This is a genomic window from Roseomonas nitratireducens (assembly GCF_017813355.1).
In the GTDB taxonomy this organism is placed as follows: Bacteria; Pseudomonadota; Alphaproteobacteria; order Acetobacterales; family Acetobacteraceae; genus Neoroseomonas; species Neoroseomonas nitratireducens.
The window spans coordinates 1-16,025 of record NZ_JAGIYZ010000030.1 but is presented as its reverse complement, the minus strand read 5'-3'; the positions used below and the strand labels follow the sequence as shown (position 1 = coordinate 16,025).

17 protein-coding genes are annotated in these 16,025 nt (G+C 72.6%); 9 read left to right on the top strand and 8 right to left on the bottom strand.

Features of this window, described 5'->3' with window-relative positions; all coding sequences use genetic code 11:
- The first annotated feature begins 24 nt into the window (after window positions 1-24).
- Entirely contained in the window at window positions 25-663 is a 639-nt protein-coding gene (locus tag J5Y09_RS21495) for an SDR family oxidoreductase (RefSeq protein WP_209353915.1), read from the top strand.
- Window positions 664-684: 21 nt separating this feature from the next.
- On the top strand, window positions 685-1,125 hold the full coding sequence (locus J5Y09_RS21490; protein ID WP_209353914.1) for an ester cyclase: 441 nt from the start codon (window positions 685-687) through the stop codon (window positions 1,123-1,125).
- 7 nt (window positions 1,126-1,132) lie between these two features.
- On the opposite strand, the gene J5Y09_RS21485 is transcribed toward J5Y09_RS21490, so the two are convergent.
- Window positions 1,133-4,327 carry a caspase family protein gene (locus tag J5Y09_RS21485; protein WP_209353913.1) on the bottom strand — a complete coding sequence of 1,065 codons (3,195 nt, stop codon included), beginning with the start codon at window positions 4,325-4,327 and terminating at the stop codon, window positions 1,133-1,135.
- A 6-nt stretch (window positions 4,328-4,333) separates the two neighbouring features.
- Window positions 4,334-5,350 carry an SH3 domain-containing protein gene (locus tag J5Y09_RS21480; RefSeq protein WP_209353912.1) on the bottom strand — a complete coding sequence of 339 codons (1,017 nt, stop codon included), beginning with the start codon at window positions 5,348-5,350 and terminating at the stop codon, window positions 4,334-4,336.
- Between the two features lie 241 nt (window positions 5,351-5,591).
- On the opposite strand from J5Y09_RS21480, the gene J5Y09_RS21475 reads away from it, so the two are divergent.
- Both J5Y09_RS21475 and J5Y09_RS21470 read left to right on the top strand, forming a co-directional pair.
- Window positions 5,592-6,710: a branched-chain amino acid ABC transporter substrate-binding protein gene (locus J5Y09_RS21475; protein ID WP_209353911.1), complete on the top strand. Its 1,119-nt coding sequence runs from the start codon at window positions 5,592-5,594 to the stop codon at window positions 6,708-6,710.
- Window positions 6,711-6,973: 263 nt separating this feature from the next.
- Window positions 6,974-8,536: a sulfatase-like hydrolase/transferase gene (locus J5Y09_RS21470; RefSeq protein WP_209353910.1), complete on the top strand. Its 1,563-nt coding sequence runs from the start codon at window positions 6,974-6,976 to the stop codon at window positions 8,534-8,536.
- A gap of 10 nt (window positions 8,537-8,546) precedes the next feature.
- Here the strand turns inward: J5Y09_RS21470 and J5Y09_RS21465 are convergent, their stop codons facing one another.
- From J5Y09_RS21465 to J5Y09_RS21445, 5 genes are all read right to left on the bottom strand, one after another.
- Window positions 8,547-8,717: a hypothetical protein gene (locus J5Y09_RS21465; protein WP_209353909.1), complete on the bottom strand. Its 171-nt coding sequence runs from the start codon at window positions 8,715-8,717 to the stop codon at window positions 8,547-8,549.
- A gap of 110 nt (window positions 8,718-8,827) precedes the next feature.
- Window positions 8,828-9,325, bottom strand: coding sequence for a flavin reductase (locus J5Y09_RS21460; protein ID WP_209353908.1), 498 nt, complete (start codon window positions 9,323-9,325; stop codon window positions 8,828-8,830).
- Window positions 9,326-9,378: 53 nt separating this feature from the next.
- Window positions 9,379-10,074: a DUF3047 domain-containing protein gene (locus J5Y09_RS21455; protein ID WP_209353907.1), complete on the bottom strand. Its 696-nt coding sequence runs from the start codon at window positions 10,072-10,074 to the stop codon at window positions 9,379-9,381.
- 165 nt (window positions 10,075-10,239) lie between these two features.
- Entirely contained in the window at window positions 10,240-10,734 is a 495-nt protein-coding gene (locus tag J5Y09_RS21450) for a hypothetical protein (RefSeq protein WP_209353906.1), read from the bottom strand.
- Window positions 10,735-10,846: 112 nt separating this feature from the next.
- Window positions 10,847-11,389, bottom strand: a complete 543-nt coding sequence (locus J5Y09_RS21445) for a GNAT family N-acetyltransferase (RefSeq protein WP_245217316.1) — start codon at window positions 11,387-11,389, stop codon at window positions 10,847-10,849.
- A 65-nt stretch (window positions 11,390-11,454) separates the two neighbouring features.
- Between J5Y09_RS21445 and J5Y09_RS21440 the strand changes: the two genes are divergently transcribed.
- From J5Y09_RS21440 to J5Y09_RS21420, 5 genes are all read left to right on the top strand, one after another.
- Window positions 11,455-12,285 carry a CoA transferase subunit A gene (locus J5Y09_RS21440; protein WP_209353904.1) on the top strand — a complete coding sequence of 277 codons (831 nt, stop codon included), beginning with the start codon at window positions 11,455-11,457 and terminating at the stop codon, window positions 12,283-12,285.
- On the top strand, window positions 12,282-13,040 hold the full coding sequence (locus J5Y09_RS21435) for a CoA-transferase (RefSeq protein ID WP_209353903.1): 759 nt from the start codon (window positions 12,282-12,284) through the stop codon (window positions 13,038-13,040). The genes J5Y09_RS21440 and J5Y09_RS21435 overlap by 4 nt, the downstream gene beginning before the upstream one ends.
- Entirely contained in the window at window positions 13,037-13,432 is a 396-nt protein-coding gene (locus tag J5Y09_RS21430) for a DUF3592 domain-containing protein (protein WP_209353902.1), read from the top strand. The genes J5Y09_RS21435 and J5Y09_RS21430 overlap by 4 nt, the downstream gene beginning before the upstream one ends.
- A gap of 164 nt (window positions 13,433-13,596) precedes the next feature.
- Entirely contained in the window at window positions 13,597-14,829 is a 1,233-nt protein-coding gene (locus J5Y09_RS21425) for a CaiB/BaiF CoA transferase family protein (protein ID WP_209353901.1), read from the top strand.
- Window positions 14,830-14,950: 121 nt separating this feature from the next.
- Window positions 14,951-15,565, top strand: coding sequence for an outer membrane beta-barrel protein (locus J5Y09_RS21420; protein ID WP_209353900.1), 615 nt, complete (start codon window positions 14,951-14,953; stop codon window positions 15,563-15,565).
- 10 nt (window positions 15,566-15,575) lie between these two features.
- Here J5Y09_RS21420 and J5Y09_RS21415 read toward each other — a convergent pair.
- A partial coding sequence (locus J5Y09_RS21415; RefSeq protein ID WP_209353899.1) for a winged helix-turn-helix domain-containing protein occupies window positions 15,576-16,025 on the bottom strand: 450 nt, incomplete at its 5' end.

The following is a 16,025-nucleotide window of genomic DNA, read 5'->3' as shown; positions in this document are numbered from 1 at the left end:
CGCGGTCGCGCCCTTATGGGTGCCATGAACCACCACCCGCCACGCTGCAGCGTCATCGGCTTCGGCCCCGGACTCGGCCACGCGATCGCGCGCCGCTTCGCCGGCGAGGGCTTCGCGGTGTTGGGGCTCGCGCGCGATCCTGCGCGCCATGCCGCCCTCGCGGCGGAGCGCATCACCCTTGCCGCGGCCGATGCCGGCGATCCGGACTCGCTCGCGGCGGCGCTGGCCGACGGGACGGATGTGCTGGTCTACAACGCCTATCGCGCCACCATGGCCGCGCCGTCCGAGATCGACCCCGCGGCGCTGGTCGCGGATTTTCGCGTCAACGTCGCCGGCGCGCTTGCCGCCGTGCAGTCCGTGCTGCCGCGGATGCGCGCGCAGGGCCGCGGCAGCCTGATCTTCACGGGCGGCGGCCTCGCGCTCGACCCTACCGGATGGCTGCCGGCGGCCTCGCTTGCGATCGGCAAGGCCGGGTTGCGCAGCCTCGCGCAGACGCTGCACGCGGAACTCGCGCCGCTCGGCATCCATGCCGGCACGGTCACGGTCGCCGGCGCCGTCGCGCCGGGCACCGCCTTCGACCCGGACCGCATCGCCGAGGCCTTCCTCGACCTGCACCGAGACCCACCCGGCGCCTTCCGCGCCGAGATCATCTTCCGCGGCTGAACCCTCCCCAGGAGCCTGCCCATGACCGACCCCCTCGCCACCGTGCGCCGCTTCGTCGAGGACTTTCTCGGCCGCGCCGACCTCGCCGCGGCGGACGCCACGGCGCATCCGCGCATCCAGGGCATAACCGGCCTGAAGCCGATGGGGCCGATCGACGGGCTCGATGAATACAAGGGCATCATCCAGGCCTTCGTCGCCGCCTTCCCCGCCGAGGCGCCGGTGCGCATCATCGACCAGTTCGCGTCGTCGGACGGCACGCGCGTGGTGACGCGCTTCCACTCCCGTCAGCGCCACGCCGCGGATTTCTTCGGCGTCGCCGCCACCGGCCGCGTCATCCTGTTCGACGAGACGCATGTGGCGCGCCTGCGCGACGGCCTCATTGTCGAGAACATCGTCAGCGCGACGAACCTCGAGTTCGAGATGCTGATGGCACCGGTCCTGGCGCCGATGATCCTTCGTTGACCGCGCCCTAGCGCTGAACCTGGCCCAGCGCGAAGGACCGCAGGTCGCGCTGCGCGGCGCGGAACACCGCGTTCTGCTGGTGCCCCTTCTCCCGCGCCAATTGCGGCACGCGGCGCATCACCCATTCGCCCAGTGCCAACGCCGTCACGCGCCCTTCGGCATCCACCGCCGCGCGCCCGCGCAGCCCTTCCATCAGCGCATAGGCGAAGACGCCGTTGCGGTCGTCGTAGGAATCGAGCGCCTCCTGCACCGAGGATGACGCGGCGAGCAGGAAGCGCCCGGTGTCGTTGCCGATCGCGGCCAGCTGGTCGATGTCGATCTGCCCGGCGTAGCAGGTGTCGATCATGATGAAGGCGTCGCGCGCGCGGATGCGCGCCAGGGCGGCGACCAGCGTGCCGTCGTCGATCCCCTGCTGCCGCACCGACGCCATGCTGCTCATGTCGCGGATGTCCGAGGGCAGGAACAGGAAGCGGTTGCCCGGCTGCGCCACCACGCCGTGCCCGGCGATGTACAGGATGAAGGTGTCCGCCGGCGCCGTGTCCCGCGCCGCGGCGGCGAGCGCGTCGAGGATGCCGCGCCGCGTCGCCCGCGCATCGGGCAGGGTGCGCACCTCCACCTCCCGGAACAGCCCGTTGCCGCCGGCGCGCAGCGCATCGCCCACGGCATTCGCGTCCGGCACCGCGAAGCGCAGGTTCAGCTCCGCCAGCGCATGCTGGTTCACCCCGATCGCGAGCACGAGCAGCCGGCCCGCGCCGGGCGGCGCCTCGGGTTCCCCGGGCCGGCGCAGCAGCAGCGCGGGGCCTTCGGCGAACAGCGCGCCGTCGCTGGCGTAGAGCCGCGTCGCGATGCGGTTGGTGCCGCCATCGAGCGGGACCTCGACGCTGGACTCCCCGGCCGAGGGCTCGGCACGGGCGGCGATGCGGTCGTTCACCAGCACGTCGAGCGGCCCGAAGCCGAGGCCGCGGTCGGTCGCCGTGAAGGCCATGCGCAGCGCGCGCGCGCCGTCGGGCAGGTTGCGCGCGTCCAAGGCCAGCGGCTGGCATTCCTCCCCCACCACGGCGCAGAGGCTGCCGGCGGCGAGCGTCGGCAGGCGGCCGATGCGACTGCGCACCTCGCCCAGCTGCGTCAGGCGTTCGCGTGCCGGGGCGAAATCCCCCGCGATCCGCCCGCGCACCGCGCGCGGGGCATAGAGCGCGCGATAGGCCTGCTGGAAGGATGCCCATTCGGGCGTCTGGTTGCGCCCGCCATTGAGGTGCACGCCGACCAGTTCCTGCCCGCCATTGGGCGCGTGGTCGAACAGCCCTTCCGGCGTCCAGAGCGCCCAGCGCAGCGTCTCGGCATGGACGAACAGGGCCGCGACCTCGCGCAGCGCGCCGGCCTCGAAGCGGTACCAGCGGATGGTGCCGTCGCCGAGCGCCGCGATGCCGGTATCCCCCGCGACGGTCACGCCCCAGACGGTGCCCGGCGTCTCGACGGAATCGATGAGCCGCCCGGCGGCGTCGAAGAGCCGGAGATGGGTGTCGGTGCCGAGGAGGAAGCCGTCCTCCCGCACCAGGATGGCGAGGCTGCGGGCGAATTCGCCCTCCCCCAGCCGCAGCGGCACGTTGCCCAGGCGCGGGCGGTTCGATCCCTGCCAGTCGAGCACGCGGATGCGCGCCGTCTCGGTCCGCGCCGGGGCGAAGCCGCCATCGCCCTGCCAGGCGGAGAGCGTGCCGCCGAGCGGGTCGAACACAAGCGGCGTGCCGCCCGCGCGCAGGGTGAAGCGCGCCTTGGTGCCATCCGCCGAGACGGCGAGCGTCACGCCCGTGTTGCGGAAATCCCCGCCCGGCGGGCGCGGCGCGATCGCCACCGCGCCATCGGGGGCGAGCCGCCCCCAACCCGGATCGGCCGCGGCATAGACAAGCCCGCCCTGCGGCAGCGGCAGCAGGTGGGATATCGCGTCGCGCGCCGCGGGGATGTCGGTGGCGGCGCCCAGGCCGAAATCGCCCCAGCGGCGGATGACGAATTCGCGCGGCGCCTCGGGTGCGGCGGCGGCCGAGGGCGGCGGCGGCGCGGCCTGCTGCGGCGCGGCGTTCGTCGACGGCGCCGGCGGCGGCTGCTGTTCGCGGACGTTGATGCCGCGCCCGCCCTGGCTTGGCGCGGCCGGGGCGCGGGAGGTCGCGCCCCCCTGCGGCACGGCGGGCGCGGGCCCGACCGGGCCGCCCCGCGCATGCCTGGCGTAGCCCGCCGCGTGCAACTGCACGCCGCCCTGCCCGTCATGCGCCCAGGCGATGGCGGGAAGCCCTTCCCCCGTGAGCCCCGTCACGTCGGGCGCAAACAGGGTCCGCAGGTCGGCGGTGGACAGGATCTCCACGCGCAGCCGGTTCTCGAAGCCCACCGCGAGCAGCGCCGCGTCGGGGGAGAAGGCGATGCCGAAGGGCCGCCCGCCCTGGACCGGCACGCGGTTGGCGAGTTGCCGGTGGTCGGCGCCGTACAGGCGCACCGTGCCGTCCGCGGCGCTCGCGGCGAGCCGCCCGGCGCGGTCGAAGGCGACCATGCGGACGGGGCCGGTGAAGCCGCGATCCTCGAACAGGACGCGGCCGTTCGTCGCGTCCCACACCTTCACGCCCGCGCGGCCCGACAGCCCGGCCGCGATGCGCCGCCCATCGGGGGAGAAGGCGATGTGGTTCGCCGGCGCGTCGAGCCCCATCAGCCGGGCGAACAGCCGCCCCGTGCGGGCATCGTAGATGTACAGGCCGAAGGAATTGTCCCAGCTGCGCGCCGTGAAGCCGCCGACGACGAGCCGCGCCCCGTCCGGCGACAGCGCCGCGGCGTAGAGTTCCCCTTCCGGCCCGGGCCCGATCGGCGGGCGGATGACCAGGCGCTGGGAGCCTTCGGGCAGGTTCCAGATGCGGACGGTCTTGTCGTCCGACACGGTGGCGAGGGTGGTGCCTGCCGCGTCGGTGGCGAGCCGCGCGACGTTGGCGATATGCGCCTCGGCCTCGATGCGGAGGAAAGGCTGCTGCGGCGGTTCGCTCGGCGGCGCCTGCGCCAGCGCAATCCCCGCCGTCAGCGCGATCGCGATGCCCGCGACGAGCCGGCGCCAAACGGAAGGCGGGTGCAGGGGACCCTTGTCCCCTGCCGGGGGAGTTCGAGGGGGCAGCGCCCCCTCGATTGCAGCCCGCGTGTCCTGAGGAGGCGACGCCCCCTCAGCCCTCGTCATGGCCGATCAGCCCGCCAGCTCGAAGCCCTGGCCCTGGGCCAGCCGGTCGGCGTTCTGCACGCTCTCGGCGAAGTTGTCGCGCCGGGCGATGTTGGTCGCCGCGAGCTGGCGGAACTCGCCATCCTGCCCGCGCCCGCCGCCGACCGCCGCCGTCGGGCTGCCCAGCCCGCGCACGCCGACCGCCGAGGCGGGGACATAGCCGCGCACGCCGGAGGATGTCTCGACCAGGGCGAAGTTGCCTTCCGCCGGGCGAACGGTGACCTGTTCCTGCGGGTTCAGCTGGCCGATCTGCGGCGAGTTGCCTTCCGGGCGGATGCGGATGGGCGCCGAGACGCGCGCCGAGACCGGCTGCGGCTGGCTCACGCGCGCGCCGGTGACGGCCTGCTTGGTGCCGGGCGCGATGGTCTCGATCGCGGTGTCGAACTCGGCGCCGCGGGTGCCGATCTTCTCGTTGATGCTGCGCGCCAGCGCGACGTCGCGGCGCATCAGGTCGCGCTGGTAGGACAGCAGCGAGAGCCCCTGGTCGCGGGACAGGCGCCCGCCGCGGACGTCGTTGCGGATGCGCTGGGCCTGCAGCACGCGGCAATCGACCAGCTGGTTGAAGGCGAGCTGGGTGCGGTCGAGTTGCGCGTTCTCGGCGCGAAGGTCGCCGCCCACGGCCATCATCAGCCCGGCCTGGTCCTGCGCCTGGCGCTGGCGGGCCTGGATGTAGCCGGCGGTGCCGCCGATGATGCCGCCCGCGACGGCGCCGATCGCGGCCCCCGCAAGGATGTCGCTGCCGCGCCGCCCGGTGGCGGCGGCGAGCAGCCCGCCCGCGATGGCACCCGTGCCGGCGCCGATGGCGGCCCCGCGCAGGATGTCCTCGCCGAAGAAGTCGCCGGTGCTGTCGAGCGCGACGACCTGGGCGCGGCAGGCGTCCCGCCCGTCGTCGACGCCGATGCGCGACGCCTGGGTTGAGACGCAGCCCGCGAGCATGGCGGCGGCGGTGACGCTGGCGACGGTGCGACGGAGCTTGGCGCGCATCAAAAATACTCCAAGGCGCTGGGCAACGAGACACGGTAACAGTCCCCGCCGCGCCGATCCAGAGCGCTTCGCGCGGCCCGCGCCCGAAGCGTGCGAAGGATCACTCCCGCGCCCCGGCCGCCCCGCCGAACAGGGCTGGTGCCAGGCGCCGCGGAACTGGCGTAACCTCCGCCGGTCCGCGTCCCGCCGCGCCATTCCGGCGCGCAGGCGGCCGCACAACGAACAGGGGGACAGAACGCGCATGCTGACCACACGCAGGCTCATCCTCGGCGCAGGCCTCTCGACCTTCGCGATCGGGCGCGGCGCCCTGGCGCAGGGCACTGGCCCGATCCGCATCGCGACCGCCGGGCCCATGACCGGCCAGTACGCCGCCTTCGGCACGCAGATGCGCGAAGGCGCGACCCAGGCGGTCACCGACATCAACGCGGCCGGCGGCGTGCTCGGCCGGCAACTGGCGCTCGAGGTCGGCGACGATGCCTGCGATCCGCGCCAGGCGGTGAGCGTGGCGAACCAGCTCGCCTCGCGGCGCGTGAGCTTCGTCGCCGGCCATTTCTGCTCCGGCTCCTCGATCCCCGCGCGCGACGTCTATGCCGAGGAAGGCGTGCTGCAGATGTCGCCGGCCTCGACCAACCCGCGCTTCACCGACGAAGGCAAGTGGAACACCTTCCGCGTCTGCGGCCGCGACGACCAGCAGGGCCAGGTGGCGGGCCGCTACATCCTGCAGAACATGCGCCAGCGGCGCGTCGCGATCCTCCATGACAACTCGGCCTACGGGAAGGGCCTGGCGGACGAGACCAAGAAGGCGCTGAACGCGGGCGGGATGCAGGAGGCGATGTACGCCGCCTACACGCCGGGCGAGCGCGACTACAACGCGCTGGTCAGCCGCATGAAGGCGGCGAACATCGATGTCATCTACCTCGGCGGCTACCACACGGAAGGCGGGCTCATCATCCGCCAGGCCAAGGAGCAGGGGATGAACGTCACGCTCATCGGCGGCGACGCGCTGGTGACGAACGAGTTCTGGCAGATCTCGGGCCCGGCCGGCGAAGGCACGCTGATGACCTTCTCCTCCGACCCGCGCCGGCGGCCGACGGCGGCGCAGGTGGTCGCGCGCTTCCGCGCCCGCAACGTCGATCCGGAAGGCTATGTGCTCTACACCTACGCGGCGATCCAGATCTTCGCGGAAGCCGCGCGTCGCACCAACGGCGTCGATCCGCGCCGGCTCGCCGCGGCGCTGAAGGCGCAGGGGCCGTGGCCGTCGGTGCTGGGCGACATCTCCTTCGACCAGAAGGGCGACGTGACCGTGCCGGACTACGTCTTCTACATCTGGCGCAACGGCTCCTACGCCGAGATCTCCTGATTCCGGTTGCGGCGCGGCGGCGATGCGGTGCAGCATCGCGGCGTCAACAAACGAAAGGAGGTGATCCGGTGTCTCATCGCTTCATTCGGGCAGTCGCGCCCGTGGCCCGGATCACTGCCGGCCTCTGAACCGGCAGGTCACCAGGGTTTCGCGGGCCGCACGACCGGCCACGCGATGGGAAGGCTCCGGGGGGAAACCTCCGGGGCCTTCTGCGTTTCGGGGCAGGGTCCTAGGCTGCGCGCGGGGAACGCCAGGGGCCGCGCATGACCATCCGCAACGTGCTCTACATCATGTGCGACCAGCTGCGCTGGGATCACCTCGGCTGCGCGGGGCATCCCTTCCTGCGCACGCCGAACATCGACGCGCTGGCGGCGCGCGGGGTGCGCTTCGCGCAGGCCTATGTGCAGTCGGGCATCTGCGGGCCTTCGCGCATGAGCGCCTATACGGGGCGCTACGTCTCCTCCCACGGTGCGACGCACAACCGGGTGCCGCTGTCCGTCGGCGAGGTCACGCTGGGCTGGCACCTGCGGGAGAGCGGGCGGACGCTGGCCCTGGCCGGCAAGACGCACATGCTGCCCGATGCGCGCGGGATGAAGCGCCTGCTGCTTGATGGCCAGGACGAGCTGGCCGTGCTGCTGCGCGAAGGCTGGTTCAGCCTGGTCGACCGGCATGACGGCCACCATGCCGAGACCGACAGCGCCTATGCCGACTGGCTGCGCGCCAAGGGCTACGACTGCCGCGATCCCTGGTCCGACTACGTCATCGCCGTGACGGACGAGCAGGGCCGCACGCAGAACGGCTGGAAGATGCGCAACGCCCGCCTGCCCGCCCGGGTGCGGGAGGAGCACAGCGAGACCGCCTACACCACCGACCGCGCCATCGACTTCATCACCGCGCAGGGCGACACGCCCTGGGTGCTGCATTTGTCCTATGTGAAGCCGCACTGGCCCTACATCGCGCCCGCGCCCTGGCACGCCATGTATTCACCGGACCAGTGCCTGCCCGTCGCGCGCGACGCGGCCGAACGCGGCAACGACATCCACCCGGTGCTGCGCGAATTCCAGAACGAGGAAGTCGCGCGATCCTTCCAGAACGACGACTGCATCGCCGCTGTCCGCCCCGCCTATCAGGGGCTGATCGCGCAGCTCGACCATCACCTGGGGCGGGTGTGGGAAACGCTGGAACGGCTCGGGCGGTGGGACGACACGCTGGTGGTCTTCACCTCCGACCATGGCGACTACCTCGGCGACCATTGGCTGGGGGAGAAGGAGCTGTTCCACGACTGCATCCAGCGCGTGCCGATGATCCTGTTCGATCCCTCGGCCGAGGCAGGGGCCACGCGCGGCACGGTCGACCAGCGCTTCGTCGAGGCGATCGACGTGGCGCCGACGATCCTCGATGCCCTGGGGCTCGACCCGGCGGAGCACCTGATGGAAGGGCGTTCGCTGCTGCCGCTGACGCGTGGCGGGGCGGGGCGCTGGCGGGACGCGGTCTTCAGCGAGCTCGACTGGACCTTCCGCGGCGCGCGGCGGCGGCTCGGCCTGCCGACCGGGCACCACCATGCCTGGATGGTGCGCACCAATCGCTGGAAATATGTGCATTGGACGGACGGGCTGCGGCCGATGCTGTTCGACCTGGTGGCCGACCCGGAGGAATTCCACGACCGGGGCGCCGATCCCGCGCTCGACGGCGTGCGGGAGGCGATGCGCGAGCGGCTGCTCGGCTGGTTCGCCGGGCTCAAGCGCCGGACGACGCTGACCTGGGCGGAAGCCGAGTTCCGCACCGACCGCCACAAGGCGGCCGGCGTCTTCTACGGGGAGTGGTAGCCGGTCGCGCTCAGCGCGCGATCCAGCTGTCCGGCCCCTCGCCGGAATCCTCCGGCAGGTCGGCGGCGACATCCTGCACCATCGCCGACACCCATTCCGCCGCGGTGGTGCCGAGCGCCGCGGCGCGCCGCGCGATCTCCTCCGCCACCTCGTCCGGAAGTTCGACTCTGACCTCGGCCATTGGCCCGCTCCTGGTTGCGATCACGTTGAAGGATACACTCACAAGGCTTTACGGCGCCTTTGCGTCCTCAACATGGGTGGCGTGTGGAATGCGGGATTCGTGCCAGCGATTCACCCCGCGCCGATCGGGTGGTAGTCGCGGCTGAACCAGATCAGCCCGCGGGAGGCCGCGCCCTGGCGGACCGCCTCGACCTCGGCGAAGACCACGCTGTGCGTGCCGCGCTCGATCACCTCGGCGATGCGGCAGTCGAAGGACACGGTCGCGCCGTCCAGCACCGGGGAACCGGTGGACAGCAGGCCCCAATGGGCGTGGGAGAAGCGCTCGACCATGTCCGCCTCGGCGCTGCGGCCGGCGAAGCGCGTCGACAGCGCTTCCTGCCCCGGCGCGAGGCTGTTCACGCAGAGCACGCCGTTGTCCTTGAACAGACGGTTCTGCGGGCTGCCGCGGTTGAGGCAGACGAGCAGCGTCGGCGGGTCGTCCGTGACGGAGCAGACGGCGCTGACCGTCAGCCCGCCGAGGCCCGCCGGGCCGTCCGTGGTCACGATGTTCACCGCGGCGCCGAGCCTGGCCATGGCGTCGCGGAATTCCTGGCGGGTGACGGCGGGCATGCTTGGTCCTTCCTGGCCGCGGGCGATCCGCCCGGCTGCGGCATCCTGGGATTTCACGAACGCTGCGGGCAGGGTCCGAAGCGGATGGCCTCGACGCGCGCCTCGATCCGCGCGCGGGTGTCGTCGACATCGGTGCCGATGGCGATCTTCTCGACCGGCGGCGGCTGCCCGCCGAAGGATTGGCGCCAGAGCGCGCCGAGGTCGATCCGTTCCTCGACCCAGGTGCCGCGCGGCGCGGTCGCCGCCCGCAGCACGAAGACGCGGCCGAGCCCGGCCATGTAGGGGCTGTCGAAGCCCTGCGGCTCCTCCCCCGTCCCGCCCCAGACGAAGGTGAGGGCGGAGCGCGGCAGCGGCCGGCCGCCGGCCTGGCTCTGCGCCAGCGCGTGCTGGGTGCGCTGCCAGGCGCTGACGCTGCCGGGCCAGCTGGCGAAGCCGATGGTGATGGCGATGGCGCGGTCATCCCCGCCCCTGCGGTCGAGCCGCGTCGCCGGCGGCCCTTCATCCACGCGCCAGCGCCAGGACAGGCACTCGGCCGCGCGGCGTTCCCAGCGCCAGACGAAGCTGCCTTCCCCCCGCCCATGGATGGACACGCCGCCATTCGCCAGGCGCTCGAAGCGCGCGGGGCGGATGCCGGACCAGCTGCCGTCCTGCCAGCCCTGCTGCGGGTCCGCGGGCTGCGGCGCGCCGGCGCCGCCCGCGACCAGCGCGCCGAGGATCAGGACGAGGCGGTGCGCCGAGGCACGGGGCATGGGCATCGCATCCGAGATGACGGGCCGCGAACGGGTGCAGGCGCTCGCCGCCGGGTCGGCCGGCCCCGCGGGATGCGGAGGCCCGGCGCCCGGCCAGCAAGTTCCGTGCTCGGATGAAAATGAGGCCGGCCGGCGGGCGCCGCAAGATGCGACGCGACCGCCGCGTCAGCGCTTGACCACGCCGCCGCCGCCGCCGGTCAGGTTGCCGCCGCCGCCGCCGAGATTCCCCCCGGTGAGGCCGCCGCCGCCCGTCAGGTTCCCGCCGGTCCCGCCGCCGCTGAGGCCACCGCCGGGCGGCCCGCCCGGCACGCCCGCGCCCGGGCCGGCGCGGCCGCGGAAGGCGGTCGTCACGCTGTCGACCAGCCGCGCGCTGTCGTTCGACTGGTCGGTCACCCAGGCGAAGACCACCGCGACGCCATGGGCGGCGAGGCACTGGACGGTCAGCGATTCCTCCCCGCGCCAGCCGAACACCGTCTGGCGGCTGTCGGAGATGCTGGCGGTGAAGCCGACGGCCTGGACGGCGCGCAGGCCGACCGCCAGGCATTCCTCCTGGTTGCCCTGGGTGACGCGGGCCCAGGCGGTCGAGACCGAGGACGCGCCGGCGGGCAGCGCCGCGAAGCCGAGCGCGCCAGCCAGGATCAGTGCGGGGATGCGGGACACGGGAGCCTCCTGCCGGGTCTGCATTCTGTAGGGGATCATCCTGAAACACATGGTTGCCGCATGCCAGCGCCGCGCGCCATGAATCGCATCACGTCGCGCGCCGGCGCCCGGTTCAGCCGGGCGGCGCCGCGATGCGGTACAGCAAATGCCGCCGCAGCGGGTGGTCCTCCGGCAGCCGCGGATGGTCGAATTCCCCCGCCGCCGCCATGCCCAGCCGCTCCATCAGCCGCCAGGATGCCGCATTGCCGGGCACGGTGAAGGCGACGACCTCGGCCAGGCGCAGCGTGCCGAAGGCGAAGCCGAGCGCCATCCGTGCCGCCTCCCTGGCGAAGCCGCGGCGGCGATGGGCGGGGTGGATGCGCCAGCCGATCTCGACCGCGGGGGTGAAGGGGGCCTCCCAGGGGATGTGCATCAGCCCCACCACGCCGAGGAAGGGCGCGCCGCCCGTCTCCTCCACCACCCAGAAGCCCCAGCCATGCTGCTCGAAATGCGTCTGAAGGCGCTCGGCCCAGGCGTCGCTCTGGGCCCGCGTCATCACCGAGGCGAAGTGGCGCATGCTCTCCGCATCGCCGTTGATGGCGAAGAGCGGGTCGAGATCCTCCCGCCGCCAGGGGCGAAGGCTGATCCGCGTTCCTTGCAGGGTGACCGGGCGCATGGGTCGCGGCATGCTAGGGGCCTGCCCGGGCGATGACGAGTGATCCCGGTCACGGAGGACCCGCCATGCACCTTGCCGATGCGGATGCGCTCGCCGCCCTGATCCCGGACGGGGCGCTCGTCGCCATGCCGCCCGACAATTCCCTGCCCTCGGTCGCGATCGCGAAGGCACTCGTGCGGCGGGGGGCGAAGGGGCTGCGGCTGCTCGGCGTGCCGGTCTCGGGCTTCGCGACCGACGTGCTGATCGGCGCGGGCTGCGTGGCCGAGGTCGAGACCAGCGCCGTCTCGCTCGGGGAAGCGGGCTTCGCGCCGCGCTTCACCGCCGCGCTGAAGGCGGGGCGCATCGTCGTGCGCGACGCCACCTGCCCGGCCATCCACACCATGCTGCAGGCATCGGAGAAGGGCGTGCCCTTCATGCCGCTGCGCGGGCTGATCGGCAGCGACATCCTCGCCAACCGGCCGGACTGGAAGGTGGTGCCGAACCCCTTCGCGGACGCCGGCGAGGACCCGATCGTGCTGCTGCCAGCCAGGCAGCCGGACTTCGCCGTCTTCCACGCGGCCATGGCGGATGCCGAGGGCAATGTCTGGCTCGGCCGCCGCCGCGAATGCGCGACCATCGCACATGCATCGAAGGCCGCGCTGGTGACGGTGGAGCGCGTGGTGGAGGGCAATTTCCTGGAGGATGAGCGGCTCGCCTCCGGCGCCATCTCCGCCACCTACATCACCGCGACGGCGATCGCGGAACGGGGGGCGCGGCCGGCCGCGCTGCTCGACGAATACGGCTTCGACCAGGCCTATGTCAGCGACTACGCCCGCGCGGCCAAGACGGATGAAGGCTTCCGCGCCTGGCTCGACCGGGAGGTGTTCGCCGCCGCCGCCAAGGTCGCCGCGGAATGAGCGCGCCCGCGATCATGCCGGAGGAACGGCTCGCCGCGACGCTGGCGCGGCTCATCCTCGACCCCGCGGCGCCGCCGGCGCGGCACATCGCGGTGGGCGCAGCATCCCCCATCCCTGCCGCCGCCTGCTGGCTGGTGAAGCTGCTGGGGCATCCGGTGCGGCTTTCGCTGCTGCATCGGCGCAGCGGCAATCCCTTCACGGAAGGCACACGCGAGCTGTTCGACCTGACCGGCCAGGGGCGTATCGACCTGTTCTTCCTGGGCGGCGGGCAGATCGACGGGCGGGCGAACCTGAACCTGGTGGGCACCGGCGAATGGCCCGGCACGGGCGTGCGCTTCCCCGGATCCTTCGGGTCCGCCTTCATGTACTTCATGACGCCGCGCACCATCCTGTTCCGGGAGGAACACTCCCCGCGCGTGCTGGTGGACAAGGTGGACAACATCAGCGCACCGGGCGTCTCGCCGCCGGGCGTCTTCCGCCGCGGCACGGCGCAGGCGCTGGTCACCGGCAAATGCGTGTTCCGCTTCCATCCGGACCAGGCGCGCTTCTCGCTCGAAAGCCTGCATCCGGGGGAAAGCGTGGACAGCGTGCGGGAAGCGACCGGCTTCGGCTTCGACGCGCCCGATGTCGTGCCCGCCACGCCCGACCCGAGCGAGGCGGAGCTCGCCTTGCTGCGCGGCCGGGTGTGCGACGAGATGGCCGAGACCTATCCGGAATTCTGCGCGCGGGTCTGGGGGCGCGGGCGGGCGGCGTGAGCGCCGGCCTCTTCCTGTTCCTCTTCTCCGCGGCGCTGGCGCTGCTCGCGCTCGGCCAGGTGCTGGGCGCCCTGCGGCACCGGCGCTGGCCGCTCGCGCGGCTGACCGTGGAGAGCGTCGAGCATCGGCGCGGTAAGCGCGGGGTCTTCCTGCATTGCCGCGCCGTGGACGAGAGCGGCTACGACTGGACGCATGTGGAGCATCGCCTGACCGCCACGCGCGAGACGATGCCCAGCCCCGGCGACACCTTCGAGATGCGCTTCGACCCGCAGAACCGGGAACGGCTGGCGCCGGCAAGCCCCACCGCCGCGCTGATCATCGCGGCCTTCATGCTCGGCGCGGCGGCGCTGCCCTGGATCGCGCGCGCCTTCTCCGGTCCGGCGGCGTTCTGATGCCCGGCCTCTGGTTTCGCTCGCGGCCGACCCACCAGCCCGGCGCGCCATAGCCTTCGCACAAGGGCCAGGCCCTTGCGCTCCGGGTATGAGCGGCCGGCGGCGCCTCGACAGCCCCACCCCGCCCGGCGCATATCCATCCCCATCATCGCAGGAGGAAACCCATGGACGGCGCGATCTCGGGACAGAAGGGACTGGCGGCCTCGGCCGGCGCGCTCGCCGGGCTGCGGGTGGTCGACCTCACGCGCGTCCTCGGCGGCCCCTACTGCACCATGGTGCTGTCGGACCACGGGGCGGAGGTCATCAAGCTCGAACCCCCGCAGGGCGACGAGGTGCGCGACTGGGGCCCGCCCTTCAACGAGGATGGCGACGCCTCCTACTTCGTCGGCGTGAACCGCAACAAGCGCAGCGTCGGGCTCGACCTGTCCAAGCCCGCGGGGCGGGAGGTGCTGCTGCGCCTGCTCGAAGGCGCGGACGTGCTGATCGAGAACTTCAAGCCGGGCTCGATGGAGAAATGGGGCCTCGGCTACGAGGCGGTGCTGTCGAAGAAATTCCCGCGCCTGATCCATTGCCGCGTCTCGGGCTTCGGCGGCGAAGGGCCGCTCGGCGGCTTCCCCGGCTACGACGCCGTGCTGCAGGCGATGGTCGGCCTGATGTCGATCAACGGCACGGAGGATTCCGGCCCGACGCGGCTGGGCAACCCGATCGTGGACATCGCCACCGGCCTGTTCAGCACCATCGCCATCCTGATGGCGCTGCATGAGCGGGAGAAATCCGGCCGCGGCCAGTATTGCGACATGACGCTGCACGATTGCGGCATGGCGCTGCTGCACCCGCACGCGGCCAATTTCTTCCTGTCCGGCAAGCGCCCGAAGGCGACCGGCAACCCGCACCCGAATCTCGCGCCATACTCAAAATTCCGCACCGCGACCTGCGAGATCTTCGTCGCCGCCGGCAACGACCCGGCATTTCGAAAATTCTGCGAGTTCCTCGGCATCCCCGAGGTCGCGAAGGACGAACGCTTCGCGACCAACGGCCAGCGCGTGATCAACAAGGCCGCGCTGACCGAGGTGCTGGAGAAGCGCTTCGCCTCGGAGGACGGCCACGACCTGACGCGCCGGATGCTCGCGGCGGGATTGCCGGCGGGCCCCGTGCTGCATGTGGACGAGGCGATGGCCGCCGAGCACACCGCCTTCCGCAACATGGTCGCCGAGATCGGCAACTTCCGCGCGCTGAACACGCCGATCAAGCTGTCCCGCACGCCGGGCGGGGCGCGCTCGGCGCCGCCGCGCTTCAACCAGCATGGGCGGGAAGTGCTCGCCGCGCGCGGCTTCACCGAAGCCGAGATCGCGGCGCTGGAGCAGGACGGCGTGCTGGTGCCAGCGCGGCGGAAGTAGTCTCCGCCGGACCATGACCGAAACGACCTGACAAGGTCGGCTTTGTCGGCATGGTCCGGCTGGTAACCTGCGAGGCTCACGCGACCGTTATTTGAGGACCTCCCATTTTGGAGAGGTCCTCATGCCCCGCATCGCCCGTCCGCTCCTCGCCATCGCCCTTGCCGGCGCCGCCGCCCTGCCCGCCGCGGCCCAGGAAACCAGGCTCGACGGCTTCTACCTCGGCATCTTCGGTGGCATCGCGGTGCTCGATTCCACCGTCGTCATCCCCGCCGCCGAGGGCCGCGCGGCGGCGAAGTTCGTCGACCAGGGCGGCGACGGCGCCGTCATCGGCCTGCGCGGCGGCTGGGGGCGGATGATCAGCCGCCACGGCTATGCGGGCATCGAGGGCGAGTTCCTGCTGCCCATCGACGTCACCAGCCGCCTCAACGCGCTCGGCGTCGAATACCGCGACAGGCTGCGCAACGAGTTCGGCGTCTATGGCCGCATCGGCTGGTCGCCGGAACGCAACAGCCTGTTCTTCCTGCGCGCCGGGATGACCATTCCGCGCCAGTCCTTCGATTCCGTCCCCGGCGGGTCGCGTGAGACCTGGTCCGTCGCGCCGGCCATCGGGCTCGGCGCGGAGACGCATGTCACGCGCCACGTCGCCGCGCGCATCGACGCCACCTATTCCTGGCCGACGGGCGACAACCGGATGGAATCCTACCGCATGACGGCGGGGCTGGCCTGGCGCTTCTGACCGCGGCGGGTCAGGACGGCGCCGGCAGCAGCCGGTAGCCGAGGTTGCGCACGGCGCGGATCGGCCCGAATTCCGGATCGAGCCCGAGTTTCCGTCGCAGCCCGAGCACCAGGTTGTCCACCGTCCGGTCCGCATAGGCCCAGGGCCGGCCGAGCACCTCGATCGAGATGCGCTCCCGGCTCACCCCCTGCCCGCGCGCCTGGACCAGCAGCGTCAGCAGCTGCGCCTCGGTGCGCGTCAGCGCGATGGCGCCGCCTTCTGCCCGGCGGGCGGATTGCCATCCGGGGGCGAAGGTGAGTCCCGGGCGCAGCGTGACGGGCGCGCCGTCCTCCTGCGCGAAGGCGGCCTGCGCCTCGACGAAGCCGAGCGCGCCGACCCGCGCGCCGCCGGCCTGCCGCGCGCGCAGGCTGGCGCGAAGCAGCGCGGCGGCGAGCGCGGGCGGCAGCGGCCGCGGCAGGCA